Annotated in this window: 16 protein-coding genes; 9 read left to right on the forward strand and 7 right to left on the reverse strand. The window is 61.5% G+C overall.

The features are described from left to right. Positions 1-86: 86 nt before the first annotated feature. Positions 87-989 carry an acetylglutamate kinase gene (gene argB, locus OSJ75_RS17065; protein WP_267228870.1) on the forward strand — a complete coding sequence of 301 codons (903 nt, stop codon included), beginning with the start codon at positions 87-89 and terminating at the stop codon, positions 987-989. Positions 990-998: 9 nt separating this feature from the next. Here argB and OSJ75_RS17070 read toward each other — a convergent pair whose 3' ends face one another. Continuing rightward, the gene (locus OSJ75_RS17070) at positions 999-1,754 is read right to left on the reverse strand and encodes a GGDEF domain-containing protein (RefSeq protein ID WP_250019212.1); all 756 of its coding nucleotides are present in this window, start codon (positions 1,752-1,754) and stop codon (positions 999-1,001) included. Between the two features lie 156 nt (positions 1,755-1,910). Between OSJ75_RS17070 and OSJ75_RS17075 the strand changes: the two genes are divergently transcribed. After that, on the forward strand, positions 1,911-2,636 hold the full coding sequence (locus OSJ75_RS17075; protein WP_250019211.1) for a pyrimidine 5'-nucleotidase: 726 nt from the start codon (positions 1,911-1,913) through the stop codon (positions 2,634-2,636). After that, positions 2,633-3,520 carry a DUF817 domain-containing protein gene (locus OSJ75_RS17080; protein ID WP_267228871.1) on the forward strand — a complete coding sequence of 296 codons (888 nt, stop codon included), beginning with the start codon at positions 2,633-2,635 and terminating at the stop codon, positions 3,518-3,520. Before OSJ75_RS17075 ends, OSJ75_RS17080 begins: the two co-directional genes overlap by 4 nt. Here OSJ75_RS17080 and OSJ75_RS17085 read toward each other — a convergent pair. Further along, on the reverse strand, positions 3,496-4,347 hold the full coding sequence (locus tag OSJ75_RS17085; protein ID WP_250019209.1) for an LOG family protein: 852 nt from the start codon (positions 4,345-4,347) through the stop codon (positions 3,496-3,498). The two genes, OSJ75_RS17080 and OSJ75_RS17085, sit on opposite strands and share 25 nt — an antisense overlap. Positions 4,348-4,502: 155 nt before the next feature. On the opposite strand from OSJ75_RS17085, the gene dapD reads away from it, so the two are divergent. Beyond that, complete coding sequence (gene dapD, locus OSJ75_RS17090) at positions 4,503-5,357, forward strand: 2,3,4,5-tetrahydropyridine-2,6-dicarboxylate N-succinyltransferase (protein ID WP_250019208.1); 855 nt, start codon at positions 4,503-4,505, stop codon at positions 5,355-5,357. A 15-nt stretch (positions 5,358-5,372) separates the two neighbouring features. Here dapD and OSJ75_RS17095 read toward each other — a convergent pair whose 3' ends face one another. After that, on the reverse strand, positions 5,373-6,410 hold the full coding sequence (locus OSJ75_RS17095; RefSeq protein WP_267228872.1) for a 2-dehydropantoate 2-reductase: 1,038 nt from the start codon (positions 6,408-6,410) through the stop codon (positions 5,373-5,375). Between the two features lie 61 nt (positions 6,411-6,471). Between OSJ75_RS17095 and dapE the strand changes: the two genes are divergently transcribed. Further along, positions 6,472-7,659, forward strand: coding sequence for a succinyl-diaminopimelate desuccinylase (gene dapE / locus OSJ75_RS17100; protein WP_267228873.1), 1,188 nt, complete (start codon positions 6,472-6,474; stop codon positions 7,657-7,659). A gap of 7 nt (positions 7,660-7,666) precedes the next feature. Beyond that, positions 7,667-8,287: a hypothetical protein gene (locus OSJ75_RS17105; RefSeq protein WP_250019205.1), complete on the forward strand. Its 621-nt coding sequence runs from the start codon at positions 7,667-7,669 to the stop codon at positions 8,285-8,287. Here OSJ75_RS17105 and truA read toward each other — a convergent pair. Genes truA through def form a run of 3 tightly spaced genes read right to left on the reverse strand, consistent with a single transcriptional unit; the run spans position 8,239 to position 10,507 of the window. Continuing rightward, entirely contained in the window at positions 8,239-9,024 is a 786-nt protein-coding gene (gene truA / locus OSJ75_RS17110) for a tRNA pseudouridine(38-40) synthase TruA (protein WP_267228874.1), read from the reverse strand. The genes OSJ75_RS17105 and truA overlap by 49 nt on opposite strands. A 13-nt stretch (positions 9,025-9,037) precedes the next feature. Further along, entirely contained in the window at positions 9,038-9,967 is a 930-nt protein-coding gene (fmt, locus tag OSJ75_RS17115) for a methionyl-tRNA formyltransferase (RefSeq protein WP_267228951.1), read from the reverse strand. Between the two features lie 9 nt (positions 9,968-9,976). Next, positions 9,977-10,507 (reverse strand): peptide deformylase, encoded by a 531-nt coding sequence (gene def / locus OSJ75_RS17120; protein WP_250019203.1) that lies wholly within the window; start codon positions 10,505-10,507, stop codon positions 9,977-9,979. A gap of 112 nt (positions 10,508-10,619) precedes the next feature. Between def and OSJ75_RS17125 the strand changes: the two genes are divergently transcribed. Beyond that, positions 10,620-11,852, forward strand: coding sequence for a DNA recombination protein RmuC (locus OSJ75_RS17125; protein WP_267228875.1), 1,233 nt, complete (start codon positions 10,620-10,622; stop codon positions 11,850-11,852). Between the two features lie 3 nt (positions 11,853-11,855). Here the strand turns inward: OSJ75_RS17125 and OSJ75_RS17130 are convergent, their stop codons facing one another. Then, complete coding sequence (locus tag OSJ75_RS17130; RefSeq protein WP_250019201.1) at positions 11,856-12,818, reverse strand: cation diffusion facilitator family transporter; 963 nt, start codon at positions 12,816-12,818, stop codon at positions 11,856-11,858. 127 nt (positions 12,819-12,945) lie between these two features. On the opposite strand from OSJ75_RS17130, the gene OSJ75_RS17135 reads away from it, so the two are divergent. Together OSJ75_RS17135 and OSJ75_RS17140 are read left to right on the forward strand one after the other, a co-directional pair. Next, the gene (locus OSJ75_RS17135) at positions 12,946-14,958 is read left to right on the forward strand and encodes a hydantoinase/oxoprolinase family protein (RefSeq protein WP_267228876.1); all 2,013 of its coding nucleotides are present in this window, start codon (positions 12,946-12,948) and stop codon (positions 14,956-14,958) included. 97 nt (positions 14,959-15,055) lie between these two features. Beyond that, positions 15,056-17,242: a malate synthase G gene (locus tag OSJ75_RS17140; protein ID WP_267228877.1), complete on the forward strand. Its 2,187-nt coding sequence runs from the start codon at positions 15,056-15,058 to the stop codon at positions 17,240-17,242. Positions 17,243-17,263: the final 21 nt, after the last annotated feature.

Below are 17,263 nucleotides of genomic sequence, written 5' to 3' on the forward strand. Positions count from 1 at the left end.
CTTCGAATCGAGGGGAAAAGCCATTTGCCCCGAGCGGACTTTAACGCTAAGTAGCTGCATCCTCGCACGATGGAGTCGTCCCCACCATGTCATCCGCGATTGAAGCCGACCGTTCAGCCGAAGTCCAGGCAAGCCTGTTGTCGGCTGCATTGCCCTATATGCAGCGCTATGAGAACAAGACCGTCGTCGTGAAGTATGGCGGCCACGCCATGGGTGACGCTGCGCTCGGCAAGGCCTTTGCGCGCGATGTCGCGCTGCTGAAGCAATCGGGGATCAACCCCATCGTCGTCCATGGCGGCGGACCGCAGATCGCCTCGATGCTGTCGCGCATGGGCATTGAATCGAAGTTCGAAGGCGGACTGCGCGTCACCGATGCCAAGACCCTCGAAATCGTCGAGATGGTGCTGGCCGGCTCCATCAACAAGGAGATCGTCGCCCTGATCAATGCGGAGGGCGAATGGGCCATCGGGCTTTGCGGCAAGGATGGCAACATGGTCTTCGCCGAAAAGGCCAAGAAGACCATCATCGACCCGGATTCCAACATAGAGAAGATTGTCGATCTCGGTTTCGTCGGCGAGCCCATCGAGGTCGACCGGACCCTGCTCGATCTGCTGGCGCGCTCCGAAATGATCCCGGTCATCGCCCCCGTCGCCCCCGGGCGTGACGGAAACACCTATAATATCAATGCCGACACGTTTGCGGGCGCGATTGCCGGCGCCCTCGCTGCTTCACGGCTGCTGTTCCTCACCGATGTTCCGGGCGTTCTCGACAAGAACAAGGAACTGATCAAGGAACTGTCGGTCGGCCAGGCGCGGGAACTCATCAAGGACGGCACGATATCCGGCGGAATGATCCCCAAGGTAGAAACCTGCATCGATGCGATCAATCGCGGCGTCGAAGGCGTGGTCATCCTCAACGGCAAGACGCCGCATTCGGTTCTGCTCGAATTGTTCACGGAGCGCGGCGCGGGAACGCTGATCGTCCCCTGAGCGATTGCGTCACGCGGCCTTGCGGAAGTTGGCATGGATGAACACGCAATTGCGTCCGTGCCGCTTCGCCTCGTAGAGCTTCCTGTCGGCGATCTGGAAGTGGTCTGCCACCGTATCGGATGAAATATCGGCAGAACCGCCGATGCTGACGCTGAGAGCCACGGGCGTGTCGTCGGTCGTGACGAATACCAGCTGGCCGACTTCCCTGCGAATGTCCTCGGCGATTGCCTCCACCGTGGATGGATTGTCGGTGAGCAGGCACACACCGAATTCCTCTCCGCCGATGCGGCCCGTTATTCCATCGATGCCCATGCAATCGCATATGCAGCGCGCGATCGCCATCAGCGCGGCATCGCCGACATAATGTCCGTGAACGTCGTTGATCTTCTTGAAATGATCGACGTCGATGATCAGCAGCGAACAGGCCTGGCGGGAGCGCACATGATTGACATGGTTGAAAAACGCTTCCCTGTTGAGCATTCCCGTCATGCTGTCGCGTGTCGACTTTTCGAAAAGCTTGGCGTTCGTCGCCTCGAGTTCCTCCTTGACCAGACGCAGCGCTTCCAGCGCACGCTTCAGCTTTTCGGACTGCCAGAGGACGATGAGCGAGATCGGCGGCGATATGAGCAGGGGGCAGACCGCGGCAATGACATAGCCGATTTTGTGATAGATGCCATTGGCGGTCATGATCGTGCCGGTGATGGCCAGCGAGAAGGCCGTCGAGACGACCGCTATAATTGCGACCTTAGCAAGAATCCTGGACATCAGACCTCGACCATAGACTTTTCGTGGTATGTGGCATTGGGGAAATACCGGTTGGGAAAAATTCCAAAGTGGTCGTAGTTCGGATGCTTTTGTTCTATTTCATCCGTGATACAGAGAATTGAACGCATCTTTTGCACGACGGAAAAACAACCGCTTATGACCAATCAACCCGATCCTTTGAACTTTGCCCATATTACTGACTGGGTATTTGACCTGGACAATACACTTTACCCGCATCACTCCAATCTTTTTTCGCAGATCGACGTCAAAATGACCGACTATGTGGCGGATCTGCTCAAGCTGTCGCGCTCGGATGCGAGGACCTTGCAGAAGCAGTTCTACAAGGATTACGGCACCACGCTCAAAGGCCTGATGGATCGCTACGATATCGATTCCGACGATTTCCTGCAGAAGGTGCACGATATCGATTATTCCTGGCTGGTGCCCGATCCGTCGCTGGCTACGGCCATAAGGCAATTGCCGGGGCGCAAGTTCATATTCACCAATGGTGATCGCGGGCATGCGGAGCGGGCCGCGCGGCAGCTTGGCGTTCTCGACGAGTTCGACGACATCTTCGATATCGTCGCGGCGGAACTGAACCCGAAGCCGGCGCGCGAGACCTATGACCGCTTCCTGGCCCAGCACAGGATCGATGCCCGCGCCAGCGTGATGTTCGAGGATCTGGCGAGGAACCTGGTGGAGCCCAAGGCGCTCGGAATGACCACGGTCCTGATCGTGCCGCGCAATTTCGAGCCGACATTCTCGGAAATCTGGGAGCGCGACCCCGGCCAGACCGATCATGTCGACTATGTAACCGACAATCTCTCCTCGTTCCTCAGCGCCATCCTGCCCGGACGGGCGACCACGGATATCCCTGCGTGAAGCGGTTCACCTCGGTCGAAGAGGTCATCGACCTCGCGGCCCACAGGATACTGGATCGGCTGCCCCGGTCGGGCGTCTGGGGCGGTGCGGTCGAGTTTCTGGTGTTCGGCATCAAACAGGCCTGGGCCTGCCTCTTCGGCGGGCTGATGCTGGGCGTCATCCTCGCCACCAAGTTTTTCTGGCCGGATGATGGTGGTTTTGCCCGCTATGATTTTCTCTTCATCGCCGCGCTTCTCATCCAGCTCTCGATGCTGGCATTCAGGCTGGAAACACTCGGCGAGGCCAAGATCATCCTGATCTTCCACGTCGTCGGCACGCTCATGGAGATATTCAAGACGCATGTCGGCTCCTGGATCTATCCGGAGCCGAGTCTGCTGCGCATTGGCGGGGTGCCGTTGTTCTCAGGTTTCATGTATGCAGCCGTCGGCTCCTACATGGCCCGGGTCAACCGCATATTCGATATCAGGCTCGAGAATTATCCGCGTCTGTCGATGACCGCCATTCTTGCCACGGCGATCTATGCCAATTTCTTCACCCACCACTATATTGCCGACCTGCGTTGGGTGCTTTTCGCCGCGACCATAGCGCTGTTCGCGCGCAGCAGCATGTATTACCGCGTATTCCGCTCGCGGCACCACATGCCGCTGCTGCTCGCCTTCCTGCTGGTGGCGTTGTTCATATGGGGTGCCGAGAACATCGGCACATGGTCGCGTGCCTGGATCTACCCTTCGCAGGCGGAAGCCTGGTCGCCGGTATCGCTCTCCAAGCTCGGCTCCTGGTACCTGCTCATGATCATCTCGGTCGTGCTCGTCACCTGGATACATCCGCCCCGCATGCGCGACGCGCATGAGCGCATGGCTCAGGCACCCTGCGGCAGCGAATAGAACTCCTGGATCACCTTCCACGCCTCGCTGGCACTATCGACGAAAGTGATCAGCTCGCGATCCGTCGGCGATATGACGCCCTGTTCGGCCAGGAAGTCGAAATTGATGGTCTTCTCCCAGAAGGACTTGCCGAACAGCAGGAAGGGTATGCGCTCCATCCGCCCGGTCTGGATCAGGGTCAGCGCCTCGAAGGTCTCGTCCATCGTGCCGAAGCCACCCGGGAAAATCGCCATCGCCTTTGCCCGCATGAGGAAATGCATCTTGCGGATGGCGAAATAATGGAAGTTGAAGCACAGTTCGGGCGTCACATAGGCGTTGGGCGCCTGCTCGTGCGGCAATACGATGTTGAGGCCGATGGTTGGCGCGCCGACATCGGCCGCGCCGCGATTGCCGGCCTCCATGACGCCGGGGCCGCCGCCCGTCACGACGACGAATTCGCGATTATAGGTGCTGGACGAATAGGTCGAGCATAGCCGCGCGAACTCCCGCGCCTCGGCATAGTAGTGGGAATTGGCCTCGAGGTTCTTCTTCTGGGTCTCGTTCTTTGCTGCCCAGGCTGCAGTACCGGGTTCGGGAATGCGCGCTCCGCCGAAGAGGACGACGGTTGAGCGGATGCCGCGCTCCGTCAGCGCCATTTCGGGCTTCAGCAGTTCGAGCTGCAGGCGGACGGCGCGCATTTCCCGGCGCGTCATGAAATCGGGATCGGCAAAAGCAAGGCGGTACGTGTCCGATTGGGTTTGCGGCGTCTCCGGCGCGGTCTGCACACGGCGAACTGCCTCCGAGGAATGCGAAAAAGGCGTCCAGCCGTGCTTTTCGTCAGTATTCAATTTCTTTTTCTCCTTCTGCGGCGTCCGTGACGCTTACAGGCAGTCAACCCGATTCATTGTCCACCAATATGACGCTGCGATTGACCCCCTCGCAGACTTCACTTAGTAGCACCTGACAAGCCCCTCGCATGCCCGTCTAATGGAGTGATGACAAAATGTCCAAGCCTGATCTCAGCAGCCTCGAAGCAACCATCGACAAGGCGTTCGACGAACGGGACGCGATAAACACCGAGACCCGCGGTGAAGTTCGCGAGGCGGTGGAGGCATCGCTGCTTCTGCTCGATGCCGGTGAGGCCCGCGTGGCCGAAAGGCAGCCGGACGGCGAGTGGAAAGTCAATCAATGGCTCAAGAAGGCGGTGCTCCTCTCCTTCAGGCTCAATCCGATGGGATTGATCGAGGGCGGCCCCGGCGGCGCCCAATGGTGGGACAAGGTGCCGTCGAAGTTCGAAGGCTGGGGTGCGACCGAATTCGCCAAGGCCGGCATTCGCACGGTTCCGAGCGCTGTCGTCCGCCGCTCCGCCTATATAGCGCCGGGCGCGATCCTGATGCCGTCCTTCGTCAATCTCGGCGCCTATGTCGGCGAGGGCACGATGGTGGATGCCTGGGCGACCGTGGGTTCCTGCGCGCAGATCGGCAAGCATGTCCATCTTTCCGGCGGTGTCGGCATTGGCGGCGTGCTTGAACCCATGCAGGCCGGACCGACGATCATCGAAGACAATTGCTTCATCGGCGCCCGCTCCGAGGTAGTCGAGGGCTGCATCGTCCGCGAGGGCGCAGTCCTCGGCATGGGCGTCTTCATAGGCAAGTCGACGAAGATCGTCGATCGCACCACGGGCGAGATCTTCTATGGTGAAGTGCCGGCATATTCCGTTGTCGTCGCCGGCTCGCTGCCTGGCAAGTCCTTCCCCAACAATGAGCCGGGACCGAGCCTCTATTGCGCGGTTATCGTGAAGCGGGTGGACGAGAAGACACGCTCGAAAACCTCCATCAACGAATTGCTGCGCGACTGAGCCGAAACCGGCAGATCAGCGGCCGTTGCGGATTTCATCCACCGTGTGAGGCCGCACCGGTTTGCCTTCCGCTGCCTTGATACATGCGCTGATGCGCGCCGCGAGCGGGGCGGCCATGTTGCTGGCTTTGGCGAGGTCGATGATCGTGCCCTGCAGATAATCGATCTCGGTGGCGCGCCCATTTGCCAGGTCCTGCCACATGGAAGAGCGCGCATGCGGGTCGATGGCCAGCATCCTGCGGGCGACGATGCGGAAAAGAGCATCGGGCAGGCGGAGAAGCCACGGCAGGACAGTCGGCGGCGCGCCCTGTATCGTGATGGGCGCAATGCCGTTCGCCCTCATGATACGCAGTCCCTCGCTCATCTGGTCGGCGGCCAGTTTTCGCCAGCTTCGATCCGTGAGCTGCTGTGCAAGAGGCAGGTCGGACAGGGCGTTGAGCGCATTGTTGAGGTTCATCAGCAGCTTGCTCCACTGGACGCAGCGCATGTCCGGATGGGTTGCGACTGAAAAGCCCGGCACGGAAAGAAACGATGCCAGCCCATCCACGTCCGTCCCGATCAGCACCGTTCCGGGCATCGTGCGCCGGACGCTGATGCGGCCCTGCCCGTCCTCGGTCTGGACCACGTTGAACGGTACCATCCCGGGCACGACCGGCCCGTGCGGACCAAGTGCCGCACGGAGGATTTCCGCATTGCCAACGCCGTTTTGCAGGCTGACCACGATGCAATGCGGCGGTGCATGGCGGGCTATGAGTTCCGCGAGCTCCGCGGTCGCGCCGCTCTTCACTGCGAGCAGGATAATGTCGGCTGTGGCCAATATCGTCGCCGGGCTGCTGTCCAGCGACAGGCTGTCGCCGTCCAGGACATGCTCGGCATCGCCGAGATCAATGACATGAAGACCGTTGCTGCGCAGCGCCGCTTCGGTCCTCGGACGCGCAAGGAAGGCGACGTTGCGTCCAGCCGCGGCAAGGCAGCCGCCGGCATAGCACCCGATGGAACCGGCGCCGGCGATGACGATGCGGGCATCTCGATCGATGACGGTATTTTTCTCCATAGCCTGAACCTTATGTGAAAAGCCGATGACAGGATCGCGCTTTTGGACTATCGCATTAGCCATGATATCCTCGACCGATCCAATTCAAAACCTCGCCAAACTCATTGCCTGCCCCTCGGTGACTCCGCTGGAAGGTGGGGCATTGCAAGTGCTGCAATCCTTGCTCGAACCTCTCGGTTTCAGCGTCGAACGCCCGGTCTTCAGCGAAGACGGTACGCCGGACGTCGAAAATCTCTATGCCCGGCGTTCCGGCAACGGCCCGCATCTGATGTTCGCCGGCCACACGGACGTCGTTCCCGTGGGGGACGAGGCCGCGTGGACCTTTCCGCCGTTTTCGGCGAAGATCCATAATGGCCAGATGTATGGGCGCGGCGCCGTCGACATGAAGGGCGGGATCGCCTGCTTTCTTGCCGCCGTCGCCCGCCACATCGGGAAACATCGGGACCTGCGTGGCTCAGTCTCCTTCCTGATCACGGGAGACGAGGAGGGGCCATCGATCAACGGCACCGGCAAATTGCTGGAATGGGCGAAGCAGAAGGGCGAAAGCTGGGACGCCTCGATCGTCGGCGAACCGACCAATCCCGAACGGCTCGGCGACATGATCAAGATCGGCCGCCGCGGCTCGCTGTCGGGAACGATCGTCGTTCACGGCGTCCAGGGCCACGTCGCCTATCCGCACCTTGCCGATAATCCCGTGCGAGGTTTGACCAGTCTGGTCGAAAGCCTGCTCTACCCGGCATTCGACCAGGGCACGGAGGATTTTCAGGCGACCAATCTCGAGGTGACGACCATCGATGTCGGCAATCCCGCTGTCAATGTGATCCCTGCGCGTGCCACGGCAACCTTCAATGTGCGGTTCAATGACAGCTGGACCGACGAGACGCTGATGGCGGAGATTCATAACCGGCTCGACCGGGCTGCGGCCCGCGGCAAGCTGCGTCCCGGCAAGGCTGATCCGGTCAGTTACGAGATCGTCTGGCGTGATCGGCCGAGCCATGTTTTCCTGACCCGCGACGAGAAACTGATCGGCGCGCTGTCCTCTTCCGTAGAAGCGGTGACCGGCAAGCGGCCGCAGCTCTCGACCTCGGGCGGCACCTCCGATGCGCGCTTCATCAAGGATTACTGCCCCGTGGTGGAGTTCGGGCTTGTCGGACAGACGATGCACATGGTGGATGAACGCGTCGCTATTGCCGATCTCGAGACCCTGACCCAGATCTACGAGCGCTTCATTGCGGATTTCTTTGCGTGAGCAGCGAATGAACGACATACCCGACTGGAACGAAATTCAGGACTACCTTTTCGGCGCCTGGCGCATGATGACCGGCCATGCGGACGGGCTCGAGCGGCTGGATATTTCCGAGGACGGGTTCTGGAAGTCCTTTCACGCCATTACGATTTCATTGCCGCCGCTGATCCTCAGCTGGATCATCTTCGCCAATGACCTCATTGCGGCGCGGCCGGAGGCCGGCAGCCGCCTTTCCATCATGGGGCGCGTCGCCTTTGTCGATCTCACCGCCTGGGTGCTGCCTCTGGTGCTGCTCGCGCTCGTGGCGCGCCCGCTGGGCATCAGCAAGCGATACAGTCCCTATGTGGTCGCGACCAACTGGGGAACGGTCATCGCCGCCTGGATGATGGCGCCGGCCACCGTGCTTCGCACCCTGCTGCCGGGCTGGCCGGCCGTCACGGCGGCGCTGGGCCTTGCGCTCTACGCCATGATCATGGTGCTGACCTACAGGCTGACGCACATCGTGCTGAAGAAGTCCTATGCCTATTCGGCGGCGTTCTTCATCGCCTTGATGGTCGGTTCGCTGTTTCTGATGCTGCTGCTTCAGACCGCATTGGACATATCGGCGCCGGAAGCGGTGACCATCGGATAATCCACGCCGATGAGATAGAGCCCATAGGGCGGCGCGACCGGGCCACATGCCTTCCGGTCCCTGGCGTCGAGCGCCGCCGTCACGTCGTCTGCGCTCCAGCGCCCGCATCCGACTTCGTGCAGGGTGCCTGCAAATGATCGTATCTGATTGTGCAGGAAGGATCGCGCCGACGCTCTTATTTCGACGATTTCGCCATGTCGCTCCACCGTCAGAAGGTCGAGTGTCTTGACCGGGCTCTTTGCCTGGCACTGCGTGGCGCGGAACGTGGTGAAATCATGCGTGCCCACCAGCCGCTGGGCGGCTTCGTGCATCGCCGCCTCATCCAGTGGCTTCTTCACCCACCAGGCGCGGTTGGCTTCGAGCGGCGCGGGCGGGCGCCGGTTGATCATCCGGTAAAGATAGTGCCGCCCGAGCGCCGAGAATCGCGAATCGAAGCTTGCCGGCACCCGCTCCACATTGATGATGCTGACGGCCTCGCCGGCGACGACGAGATGCGCATTCAGCGCTTCCCGCACCTTGGAGGCGCTCCAGTCCCTGGAAAGGTCCATATGCGCTACCTGCGCGGTAGCGTGGACGCCTGAATCCGTGCGGCCGGCCGCGCCGATGGAGAGTTTCTCGCCGCAGAACCTGAAAACGGCAAGTTCGATCGCGGCCTGTACGGTATGGCCGTTTTCCTGGCGCTGCCAGCCGGCATAGGGCGTGCCGTCATACTCGACCGTGAGCTTGTAGCGCGGCATGGCGATCAGCGGTTCATGGGAGCCGCGTCCCCTGTGCGATCTTCGCCCCGCGCTGAAACTCCTGGCTGTCCATGGTCTTGCCGCCGGCGCGCTGCAACGAACGCAGCCGGACCGCGCCTTCGCCGCAGGCGATGCGCAGTTCGGCGTCGAGGACAGTGCCGGGTGCTCCGACGCCCGTCGCCAGTACCGAACGCAGCAGTTTCACGCGTTCGAGATCGTCGCCGATCTCCATCTCGCACCAGGCGCCCGGAAAGGGCGCAAGGCCGCGAATGCGATTATGGATATCGATGGCGGGCTGGCTCCAGTCGATCCGGGTTTCGACCTTGGTGATCTTGGCGGCGTAGGTAACGCCATCTTCGTCTTGCGGCGTCAGCGTCAGGCTGTCGCGCTCCAGCGCCGCGAGGGCGCGCACCATGAGATCGGCGCCGGACATGCTCAACTGGTCGTGCAATTCCCCCGCCGTCATGTCGGCGGTGATCTTGAGCTTTTCGGCCATGGCGACCGGCCCCGTGTCGAGGCCCTCATCCATCTTCATCACCATGATGCCGGTTTCGCTGTCTCCGGCCATGATGGCGCGCTGGATGGGAGCGGCGCCGCGCCAACGCGGCAAAAGCGAGGCATGGGCATTGTAGCAACCCAGTCTGGTGCCTTCGAGAATCGGCTTCGGCAGGATCAGCCCATAGGCGACGACGACCGCCACGTCCGCGCCGAGATCGGCGAAGGCCTGCTGCTCCTCCGGGTCCTTCAGGCTTTTCGGCGTGCGAACCTCGATGCCGAACTGTTCGGCATTGCGATGGACCGGGGAGGGGGTGAGCTCAAGCCCACGGCGCCCCGCCGGTCGCGGCGGCTGGCTGTAAACCGCAACGATTTCATGACCCTGGCCGATAAGGGCGTTGAGGATGGGAACGGCGAAATCCGGCGTTCCCATGAAGACGATGCGCAAGCTCATCGCCTATACCGCCAACTTGCTCGGCGGACGGTCCTTGGCCAGCTTCCTGAATTTCTTGACCACCATCTCGCGCTTCAGCCGGGATATGTGATCGATGAACAGCACGCCGTTCAGATGGTCCATCTCGTGCTGCAGGCAGGTGGCGAGAAGGTCATCCGCCTCCACCTCGTGCTTCTTCCCGTCAAGATCGAGATAGCTGACGCGAACCTGCTTCGGCCTTTCGACCTCGGCATAATAATCGGGAATCGACAGGCAGCCCTCCTCATAGACATTGCGTTCATCGCTGGAGGAGAGCACTTCCGGATTGATGAATATCTGCGGCGCCTTCGGCTCGTCTTCCTTGGCAAGGTCGATAACGAGCATCCTCAGCGGCACGCCGACCTGGATCGCCGCGAGCCCAATTCCCGGCGCGTCATACATCGTGTCGAGCATATCCTGCGAAAACTTGCGCAGGTCCGCATCGAAATGCTCCACCGGCTTGGACGTCTGGCGTAGCAGCGGGTCGGGCAGGATTATGAGTGGTTTGATAGACATGTCATTCACCTAATATCTGGACTTTGGCGCGTCAATCCGAGGCAAGCGGCAATTGCGAAAATGTTCTTGTTTTGATCTCACATTTGCCGGCCGAATCGTATAGTCTCCAGCCATGGAACCATCGAACGCTTTGAATCAGACCTTTTTTCAGCTGGGGGCGACATCCGTTTCCGTGGGCGCGGCGCTGGTCGCGGCTGCGGCGGTCATGCTGCTCGTCATCATCATAGCCTGTATCATCGTTCAGCGATCGGCAAAGGCCAGGCTTATCGCCGAAATACAGGCCGAGGACCGTGCGCGCGACGCCGAGGCCAGGATGAGCGAAATACTCAAGAGCCAGGCGGAAATGCAGGGCCGGATGCAGACGATGGCCGAGCTTTTCGGCTCGCGACAATCCGAATTGAACCAGTCCATCCGCGAAAGGCTCGACGGGATGACCGTGCGCATCGGCAATACCATGACGGAGCAGACCAAATCGACCCACGAGAATCTCGCCCGGCTGCAGGAGCGTCTGGCCGTCATCGACACGGCGCAGAACAATATCCAGTCGCTGGCGGGGCAGGTGGTGCAGTTGCAGGCGATCCTCGCCAACAAGCAGACCCGCGGTGCTTTCGGCCAGGCGCGCATGGAGGCGATCATCGCCGATGGCCTGCCGCAGGGCGCCTATGAGTTCCAGGCGACGCTGAGCAATGGCAGCAGGCCGGATTGCCTGGTGCGCATGCCCAATGGAGCGCCGAGCCTCGTCATCGATGCGAAGTTTCCGCTGGAGGCCTGGAACGCCATCCGGGCAGCTGAATCCGCCGAGGAGAAGCGCGATGCGGCGAGCCGGTTCAAGCGCGACCTCGAGGTTCACATTCGCGATGTCGCCGACAAATATCTTCTGAACGGCGAGACGCAGGACACCGCCTTTCTGTTCGTGCCCTCGGAATCGATATTCGGCGAAATCCATGAGAATTTCGAAGCGATCGTGCAGCGGGCGCATCGCTCGCGGATCGTCATCGTTTCGCCCTCCCTGCTGATGCTGTCGATCCAGGTGATCCAGGCCGTGTTGAAGGATGTGCGGATGCGCGAACAGGCGCATCTCATCCAGAAGGAGGTCGTCAGGCTGATGGAGGATGTGGGCCGGCTCGACGATCGGGTGCGCAAGCTGCAGGGGCATTTCGGCCAGGCGAGCAAGGATATAGACGATATTCTCGTCTCTTCCAGCAAGGTGACGAAGCGCGGCCAGAAGATCGAGGCGCTGGAGCTGGCCGAAGCGCCCGCCGACAGTGCCGCGGTCGAAACATCGCGATCGGCCGCTTCGGCGACAGGCCAGCTGAGGCTGCGCGTGGTCGAGGGCGACGACTGATTACTATCCGGCTTCGATGATCTTGCGGCGGCTCTCCCAGGTGCCGGTCGTTTGCGGCTTGACGAACAGCGTGACGATATCCGGATTGGCGGTTCTCAGCGCGGTCTCGATCCTTTGGACGCAGGCCTCGATTTCCGGCGCCGGCATGTGATCCTCGAACTCGACGCTCAGGCCGGCAACGATCTGCCGCGGCCCCATATGGACGGTCAGCACGCCGTTCGCCGTCTGCACGGCGGGATCGCGGTTCGCTATGTCGAGTATCTGCTGCTCCACCTCCGGGAGCGCGGCTTCGCCCATGAGCAGGCCCTTGGTCTCGCGTGCAAGGAAGATCGCCGTAGCGGCCAGTATGATCGAGATGGCCACGGATGCGACGCCGTCGAGTTCGGGCATGTTCAGAAGCTGGGCAGCCGAAATGCCGATGAAGGCGACGATCAACCCGAGCAGGGCGGCCGTATCCTCGAACAGGACGGTGAAAACGCTCGGGTCCTTGCTCTCGCGCACTGCCTCGACATAGCCGAGATCGCCCTTCGCCTGCCTGAATTCCTTGAGGGCGATATACCAGGAAGTGCCCTCGAAGAGCATCGCAAATCCCAGCACCACATAATTGATCAAGGGGTTCTCGACGGGCTCCGGCTCGAGAATATGCATGAGCCCCTCATAGAAGGACACACCGGCGCCGACAGCGAATACCAGCAGCGCCACGACGAAGCTCCAGAAATAGAGTTCACGCCCATGCCCCAGCGGATGCGACGTGTCGGCCGGTTTCGCCGCGCGCCTCAGGCCATAGAGCAGCAATCCGCCATTGCCGGTATCGACGAGCGAATGCACGCCCTCCGAAAGCATGGCGGAACTGCCGGTGAAGAGAGCGGCGATGAATTTGGTGGCGGCAATGAGCAGGTTGCCGAGGATCGCCGCATAGATGACTTTCCTGGAACCGGCATGTGCCGCTGCTGATCGTGATGCCATGTGAGGTCCCCCTGCTTGCTGTTGTGAACGCCGTGTCTGCGACAAGGTTCCGGCAGATTAGCCTGTTCGCGACCTAGCGGGGCGACGGCCCATAGGCTAATCCTGCAATAAAAAAACGCAGGTCACCATGATTCAATCTCCCCAAGAAGAAGCAATCTTTCTCGGCATTGATACGGGCGGCACCTATACCGATGCGGTGCTCTGGTCCCAGGCGCTCGGTGTGATCGCCAAGGCGAAGGCATTGACGACCCGCCATGACCTGAGCGTCGGCATATCCGGTGCGGTGGATCGCATCATGGCGGAAGCTTCAGTCGATCCCGCGGACATCAGGCTTGTTTCCATGTCGACCACCCTTGCGACCAATGCCCTCGTCGAAGGGCAGGGCGGGCGGATTTGCCTCGTCATGGTCGGGTTTTCGCAATCGGACCTTGAAAAAGCCGATCTGAAATCGGCGCTCGGCTCCGATCCTGTCATCTTCGTGCCGGGCGGCCATGACGTCTATGGCAGGCCCCAGCCGTTCGATTGTACGGAACTCGAGAAACTGCTGCCATCGTTGAGCCAGGAGGTCACCGGCTTTGCCGTCTGCGCCTATTTCGCGGTGCGCAATCCGGAGCACGAGGTGGCTGTCCGCTCTCTCGTTCACTCGGTGACGGGCCTGCCCGTTACCTGCAGCCATGAACTTTCAGCCAAGCTGAACGGACCGCGCCGCGCTCTGACGACCGTGCTCAATGCCCGGCTGATCGCCATGATCGACAGGCTCGTCACGGCCACCGAAGGTTTTCTGGTCCAGCGCAATATCCATGCGCCGCTCATGGTGGTGCGGGGCGATGGCGCGCTGGTCTCGGCAGCATTTGCCCGGCATCGGCCGATCGAGACGATCCTGTCGGGTCCGGCCGCCAGTCTTGTCGGCGCCCGCCACATGACGGGCCTCGACAATGCGTTGATATCGGATATCGGCGGCACGACCACGGATGTGGCGGTACTCGAGCAGGGCAGGCCGCGACTCGATCCCGATGGCGCCACGGTCGGCGGTTTCCGGACGATGGTCGAGGCCGTCGCCATGCGCACGTTCGGCCTTGGAGGCGATTCGGAAGTTTCGCTGGACGATAATGCCATGAAGCCCGGCATCAAGCTCGGTCCGCGCCGGCTCGTACCGCTGTCGCTGCTTGCTGCCAATCATGGCGAAGTTCGGGAACATCTGCTCCGCCAGGTGAAGGCCGCAAATGCCGGCAGGCAGGACGGTCGCTTTGCGCTGCGCACCGGCATTCCCGCGCGCATGGCGTCCGGCCTGAGCAGAAGCGAGGCGGAGCTCTTCGAGCGGATCACCAGTGAGCCTCAGCCCCTCGACAGGCTGCTCAACTCCGTGTCGCAGACCGCGGGCATCAACAGGCTGGTGGCCCGCGGGCTGATCCACCTTGCAGGTTTCACGCCATCCGATGCGTGCCATGTGCTCGGCCTCCAGGCGAATTGGGATGCCGAAGCGGCCAGATACGGCGCGATCCTCTTCGCCCGGCGCAAGGATGGTGCAGGACGGCCGTTCTGCGACACGCCCGAAGAACTGTCGGAGCGTACCTATCGTGCTTTGGTGCGCCGCTCGTCCGAGGTGGTGCTGGAGACGGCCTTTGCCGAAGATGGCCATGAGGGCGCGGAGGTGGTTTCGCATCTGCTCGTCCAGAACGCGCTGGAGCGCCGACACGGCATCGCCGGCATCAAGCTCGAGATCGACCGTCCACTGGTCGGTCTCGGTGCATCGGCCCCCGTCTATTACCCCGCCGTGGGCGAGGAACTCGGCATCGCCGCCATCGTACCCGCCGATACCGACGTCGCCAATGCGCTCGGCGCCGTTGTCGGCCAGGTGCGCGTTGCGGTCGAGGCGCTTGTCAGCCAGCCGACCGAGGGCTTGTTTCGTGTCTCGGCCGGCAATGTGCTTGCCGATTTTGCCGATGAGGACGAAGCCCTGGGCTTTGCCGAAACTGCGCTGCGCGAACAGGTCATGCTGCTTTCGCAGGAGGCCGGCACGGATGAGGCGCAGATCGGCATCCGGCGGGACATCAAGGCGGCGACGGTGGAGGACCAGCGCAAATTCATCGAGGCGGTGATCATCGCGACCGCGACCGGCCGCCCCCGCATAGCGCATTAGGCGGCCTCATTTAATCGATACAGGTTTGATGAGCGCGTTGACTGCATCGCGCTCAGCGTGTTCAAGGAAGACGAGAAACAATCAGGAGTTGGCACACATGAGCGAGCGCATCGAGATCAGCGGTTTGAAAGTGGCGCAGGAACTTTACGACTTTGTCGAGAAGGAAGCTGCGCCGGGAACCGGTGTCGATGTGCAGAAATTCTGGCATGGCCTCGCCGGCATCATCGAAGAACTCGGCCCGCGCAATCGGGCATTGCTCGAAAAGCGCGACCTGTTTCAGGAGAAGCTCGACCAGTTCTACCGCGACCGGCGGGAGAGCGGCTATGGCGACCAGGAATACGAGGCATTCCTGCGCGAGATAGGTTATCTCTTGCCGGAGGGCGGCGAATTCTCCGTCTCCACGGCCAATGTCGATCCGGAAATAGCCACCACGGCGGGGCCCCAGCTGGTCGTGCCGGTGATGAATGCGCGCTATGCGCTGAACGCCGCCAATGCAAGGTGGGGCTCGCTCTACGACGCCCTTTACGGAACCGATGCAATTTCCGAGGATGGTGGCGCCGAAAAGGGAACATCCTTCAATCCGCAGCGCGGCGCCAAGGTCATTGAATGGGCGCGGAAATTTCTTGACGAGAGTGCGCCGCTGGAAAGCGGCAGCTGGTCCGATGTGACCGGCCTCCAAGTCAAGGACGGCGCTCTCGCGATCGTTCTCGGCGACCGCGATGTCAGGTTGGCCGAGCCGGCGCAATTTGTTGGTTATCGCGGTGACGCATCGGCGCCGTCCGCCGTCGTTCTGGCCAGGAATGGGCTGCATACGGAGATCGTCGTCGATGCCGGACATCCGATCGGCAAGACCGATGCCGCGCATATTGCCGACGTCATTCTTGAATCCGCCCTGACCACGATACAGGATTGCGAAGATTCCGTTGCTGCCGTCGATGCGGAAGACAAGGTCGTTGTCTACCGCAACTGGCTCGGGCTGATGAAGGGCGATCTGGAAGACAGTTTCGAGAAGGGCGGCAAGACGGTCACCCGCAAGCTCAACCCCGACCGTACCTATACCGGTCGCGATGGCAAGCCACTCACTTTGCCTGGCCGCTCGCTGATGCTGGTGCGCAATGTCGGTCACCTGATGACGAATCCGGCCATCCTGGACAGCAAGGGGCAAGAAGTCCCGGAAGGCATCATGGACGCGGCGGTGACGGCGCTGGCGGCTCTGCACGATATCGGCGCTGGCGGCAGGCATGCGAATTCCCGTGCCGGCTCCATGTATGTGGTAAAGCCGAAAATGCACGGGCCCGAAGAGGTCGCCTTTGCATCGGAACTGTTCGCGCGCGTCGAGAAAATTCTCGGAATGGCCCCGAATACCATGAAGATGGGCATCATGGACGAGGAACGGCGTACCACGGTCAATCTCAAGGAGTGCATTCGCGCCGCAAGAGAGCGGGTGGTATTCATCAATACCGGCTTCCTGGATCGCACTGGCGATGAAATCCACACCTCCATGGAAGCCGGCCCGATGATCCGCAAGGGCGACATGAAACAGGCCGCCTGGATCGGCGCCTATGAGAACTGGAACGTGGATATAGGCCTCGGATGCGGCCTTTCCGGCCATGCGCAGATCGGCAAGGGCATGTGGGCCATGCCCGACCTGATGGCCGCCATGCTCGAACAGAAGATCGGCCACCCGAAGGCAGGCGCGAACACGGCCTGGGTTCCCTCGCCGACGGCCGCCACGCTGCATGCCACCCATTATCACAGGGTGAACGTCGCCGAGGTGCAGGCCGGCCTGAAGCAGCGGTCGCGCGCCAAGCTCAGCGATATCCTCTCGATTCCCGTCGCAAGCCGGCCGAACTGGACGCCGGAGGATGTCCAGCGCGAACTCGACAACAATGCGCAAGGCATTCTCGGCTATGTCGTCCGCTGGATCGACCAGGGCGTGGGCTGTTCGAAAGTGCCTGACATCAACAATGTCGGGCTCATGGAAGATCGGGCGACGCTGCGCATTTCCGCCCAGCACATCGCTAATTGGCTGCATCACGGTGTGACGAACGAGACCCAGGTGCTCGAAACGATGAAGCGCATGGCAGCCGTCGTCGACAGGCAGAACGAAGGCGATCCATATTACCGGCCGATGTCGCCTGATTTCGACGGCTCCGTTGCATTCCAGGCCGCGTGCGATCTCGTGTTCAAGGGGCGCGAGCAGCCGAACGGCTATACCGAACCGGTGCTACACCGCCGCCGCCAGGAATTGAAGGCCAAGCTCGCCGGTGAAACCGGGCAATAGCCGGCGCAAGCTACTTGTTTG

This window comes from Phyllobacterium sp. 0TCS1.6A, from assembly GCF_026420825.1.
Classification (GTDB): Bacteria; Pseudomonadota; Alphaproteobacteria; order Rhizobiales; family Rhizobiaceae; genus Phyllobacterium.

What these genes read in the sequence shown, in the direction of transcription:
- argB (WP_267228870.1), top strand. Translation starts at nt 87, where the DNA reads ATGTCATCCGCGATTGAAGCCGACCGTTCAGCCGAAGTCCAGGCAAGC.
- OSJ75_RS17070 (WP_250019212.1), bottom strand. Translation starts at nt 1,754, where the DNA reads ATGTCCAGGATTCTTGCTAAGGTCGCAATTATAGCGGTCGTCTCGACG.
- OSJ75_RS17075 (WP_250019211.1), top strand. Translation starts at nt 1,911, where the DNA reads ATGACCAATCAACCCGATCCTTTGAACTTTGCCCATATTACTGACTGG.
- dapD (WP_250019208.1), top strand. Translation starts at nt 4,503, where the DNA reads ATGTCCAAGCCTGATCTCAGCAGCCTCGAAGCAACCATCGACAAGGCG.
- OSJ75_RS17095 (WP_267228872.1), bottom strand. Translation starts at nt 6,410, where the DNA reads ATGGAGAAAAATACCGTCATCGATCGAGATGCCCGCATCGTCATCGCC.
- dapE (WP_267228873.1), top strand. Translation starts at nt 6,472, where the DNA reads ATGATATCCTCGACCGATCCAATTCAAAACCTCGCCAAACTCATTGCC.
- OSJ75_RS17105 (WP_250019205.1), top strand. Translation starts at nt 7,667, where the DNA reads ATGAACGACATACCCGACTGGAACGAAATTCAGGACTACCTTTTCGGC.
- truA (WP_267228874.1), bottom strand. Translation starts at nt 9,024, where the DNA reads ATGCCGCGCTACAAGCTCACGGTCGAGTATGACGGCACGCCCTATGCC.
- def (WP_250019203.1), bottom strand. Translation starts at nt 10,507, where the DNA reads ATGTCTATCAAACCACTCATAATCCTGCCCGACCCGCTGCTACGCCAG.
- OSJ75_RS17125 (WP_267228875.1), top strand. Translation starts at nt 10,620, where the DNA reads ATGGAACCATCGAACGCTTTGAATCAGACCTTTTTTCAGCTGGGGGCG.
- OSJ75_RS17130 (WP_250019201.1), bottom strand. Translation starts at nt 12,818, where the DNA reads ATGGCATCACGATCAGCAGCGGCACATGCCGGTTCCAGGAAAGTCATC.
- OSJ75_RS17135 (WP_267228876.1), top strand. Translation starts at nt 12,946, where the DNA reads ATGATTCAATCTCCCCAAGAAGAAGCAATCTTTCTCGGCATTGATACG.
- OSJ75_RS17140 (WP_267228877.1), top strand. Translation starts at nt 15,056, where the DNA reads ATGAGCGAGCGCATCGAGATCAGCGGTTTGAAAGTGGCGCAGGAACTT.